Raw genomic sequence first — 2,301 nt, 5'->3', positions numbered from 1 at the left:
ACACCACCGAAATCGCGCCAGATGTAGGAGCTGGCTTGCCAGCGAAGGCGTCCTTGAGCGCGGTGCAAGGCTTGCGGGCCCCTTCGCCGGCAAGCCGGCTCCTACAAGAACACCGCCGTAATCGCGCCAGATGTAGGAGCTGGCTTGCCAGCGAAGGCGTCCTTGAGTGCGACGCAAGGCTTGCGGGCCTCTTCGCCGGCAAGCCGGCTCCTACGGAGGCCGGGGGGAGTTTTATATTCATTTAAGGAATTAATAAATAGCTTCTTATTCCTTAACGAATATAAATCCCCTCCCTATACTCGTCCGGGAACAGACACGCAGCAGGAGAGTTCCCCATGCGCAACGAATCCATTCGCTACTTGATTGTGCCGGGCTGGCAAGGATCGCCAGAAGATCATTGGCAAACCCACTGGCAGAACAGCCTGCCCAACAGCGCGCGGGTGGAGCAGGCCGACTGGCTGACGCCGCGCCGCGAAGATTGGGTGGCGGCCCTGGCCGAGGCCATTGCCGCCGACGACACTCCGGTGATCCTGATTGCCCACAGCCTGGGTTGCATTACCGTGGCTCATTGGGCCGCGCGCGCGCCCGTAGCGGCCCTGCGCCAGGTGCGCGGTGCGTTGCTGGTGGCCCCGGCGGACGTCGAGCGCCCGGCCTGTGCCCCGGCGCTGCGCAATTTCGCGCCGATCCCCCGGCACCTGCTGCCGTTCCCCAGCCAAGTGGTCAGCTCGGATAACGACAGTGCCGTGAGCGCGCCGCGGGCCCTGGAGCTGGCCCGTGACTGGGGCGCCGAAGCCGGGATCCTGGCCGGCGCCGGCCATATCAACGTCAAGTCCGGCCACCATCGCTGGGAGCAGGGTTTCGCTTATCTGTACCGCTTGCAGAACCGCATGGAACAACACGCCCTGCGTCGTGCCTGATCGTCCTTTTTTCGTTTAAACGCCCCGTCCCCCGGCGGTCTGGGGCGGGAGCCTGCCATGAGTGCCCATACCCCATTCGGTCAGCCGTTGCTGACCTTCCCCGATGCCGAGAAAAGCCCCCTGAGCATCCGCGCCAAGGCGCTGGTGTTCGTCGACCCGCGCTCGCGGCAGTTGCGCGAAGAGCTGGAGCAACTGGCGCCGCGTTCGGTTTCGGTATTGATCCGTGGCGAAACCGGCACCGGCAAGGAACTGCTGGCCCGGCACATCCACCGCGCCAGCGACCGCAGTGGTTTGTTCGTCTCGGTGAACTGCGGCGCCATCAGCCCGACTTACGCCGACGCCGAGCTGTTCGGCTATGCCGCCGGCAGCTTCAGCGGTTCGGCCAGCAGCCGCGCCGGCTGGTTCGGTTCGGCCAATGGCGGGACCCTGTACCTGGATGAAATCGGCGACCTGCCGTTGCCGATCCAGACCAAGCTGCTGGCCGCCCTGGAGAACCATGAAGTGACCCGGGTCGGCGCCCAGCAACCGAGCCCGGTGGACGTGCGCCTGGTGGCGGCCACCAGCATCGACCTGGCCCAGGCGGTGGCGGCGGGCAAGTTTCATGAGCGCCTGTACCGTTACCTCAGCGAGGGCCAGCTGGAATTGCCGGCGCTGCGGGAACGGGTGGGAGACATCGAGTCCCTGGCCGAATACTTCCTTGGCATCTACAGCCAGCGCCTGGACCTGCCGGTGCCGCTGATCAGCGAAGCCGCGCAGCAGGCCCTGAATCGCCACAGCTGGCCGGGCAACACCCGGGAGCTGGAGAACGTCATCCACTTTGCGCTGCTGGTCAGCAGCGGCGAGGAGATACTGCCCGAGCACCTCAACCTGCCGGAAACAGTGTCACCGCTGAGTGAGTTGGAGCGGCAAATAGAGGTGTTGCTGCGGGGAAGTGAGAGTGAGCGCGGAGGGTTGAAGGCTGTGCTGGAGAAGGTTGCGCAGCGGTTGGGAGTGTAGAGCGGAGCGAGCACGAGAGTTATTGCAAAAACCATGGTTGTATATGCAAGTGATTTGCATTAACTTTTTCGAAAAGGAAATCTGCTTCACATATTAAAGGGATTTTTATGAGAAGAGTATCTTGTGCGGTCATTTTTCTATCTGCTCTGGCCCCCAACGCCTATGCGTATCTCACTGAACTGGCGATGTTTTCTCGTGCCAACTGTTTCGGTTTCAACGAGTCAGTCAGTTGGGACACGATACGTACATGGAAATTAGAAACATCGTCTGTGCAATACAACACTGTGGATGGCAGTTACAGGGAGTTTTACGATAAATCCGACAGTACCTGGCGGTCTTATGCAGGTTGCGGATTTTGTGGCATGGATTGGGAAGTCTACGGTTTCCA

Annotated in this window: 3 protein-coding genes; all 3 read left to right on the top strand. The window is 61.6% G+C overall.

The window, feature by feature from the left end:
* Positions 1-335 precede the first annotated feature (335 nt).
* Positions 336-917, top strand: coding sequence for an alpha/beta hydrolase (locus BLX41_RS13910; protein WP_011058608.1), 582 nt, complete (start codon positions 336-338; stop codon positions 915-917).
* Between the two features lie 57 nt (positions 918-974).
* Positions 975-1,913 (top strand): sigma 54-interacting transcriptional regulator, encoded by a 939-nt coding sequence (locus tag BLX41_RS13905; RefSeq protein ID WP_123725355.1) that lies wholly within the window; start codon positions 975-977, stop codon positions 1,911-1,913.
* Between the two features lie 107 nt (positions 1,914-2,020).
* On the top strand, positions 2,021-2,301 hold a 281-nt coding region (locus BLX41_RS34020; protein ID WP_221179208.1), incomplete at its 3' end, for a hypothetical protein.

Source organism: Pseudomonas protegens (assembly GCF_003732485.1).
Taxonomy (GTDB): Bacteria; Pseudomonadota; Gammaproteobacteria; order Pseudomonadales; family Pseudomonadaceae; genus Aquipseudomonas; species Aquipseudomonas protegens_B.
Note: the sequence above shows the minus strand (reverse complement) of the source record. Positions and strands in the feature narration are given on the sequence as shown.

Bases quoted from the DNA above. Each gene is read 5' to 3' on its own strand.
- BLX41_RS13910 (WP_011058608.1), top strand. From the start codon at position 336: ATGCGCAACGAATCCATTCGCTACTTGATTGTGCCGGGCTGGCAAGGA.
- BLX41_RS13905 (WP_123725355.1), top strand. From the start codon at position 975: ATGAGTGCCCATACCCCATTCGGTCAGCCGTTGCTGACCTTCCCCGAT.